The organism is Gemella sp. zg-1178 (assembly GCF_018790995.1).
GTDB lineage: Bacteria > Bacillota > Bacilli > Staphylococcales > Gemellaceae > Gemelliphila.
The window spans coordinates 1-574 of the sequence record NZ_JAHKEI010000067.1; the positions used below are offsets into that span (position 1 = coordinate 1).

The following is a 574-nucleotide window of genomic DNA, read 5'->3' on the forward strand; positions in this document are numbered from 1 at the left end:
TTGAAAAGCTGGATGAGTTGTTGTTTAATAAATTAAATTCAATATATGATAACTTGAAAAATTATAATTTAGTAACATTAAAAAGAATTAGTAATGTGTATTCTGGAAAAGAAGTCGTAGATGAAATTAAAAAAAGTAGTTCTTCTTTTGAAGTGTATGGTTCTGGCCCTACAGCATTTAAATATACAAGTAATTATTTGTTTGATGGGAAATATATTATATTTGGAAGAAAAGGAACTATTGGGAAGCCTTATATTTTAGATAAAAAATTTTGGCTTGTTGACACTGCTTATGCTATTACAAATAATAAAAAAGTAAGTTTTGATTATTTATATTATATCTTAAGAATATTTAAGTGGGAAATATTTACCACTAATACAGTGAAGCCAAGTGTGGTTGCCGATGAAATTATTAAAACTAAAGTTAAATTACCTACAATTAAAATTCAGAAAAATATCAATAAAAAAATTAATATGTTAGAAAACAAAATTAAAATGTATAAAAGTTTAGTAAATCAACAAATCCAAAACTTACAAGAACTAAAACTAACATTAATTTCTGATGTAGTTACAGG

1 protein-coding gene is annotated in these 574 nt (G+C 23.7%); it reads left to right on the top strand.

Annotated features, from left to right (window positions below; genetic code table 11):
- Positions 1-20: 20 nt before the first annotated feature.
- Positions 21-574: restriction endonuclease subunit S (locus tag KMP12_RS07450; protein WP_215757074.1), on the top strand; the 554-nt coding region annotated here is incomplete at its 3' end.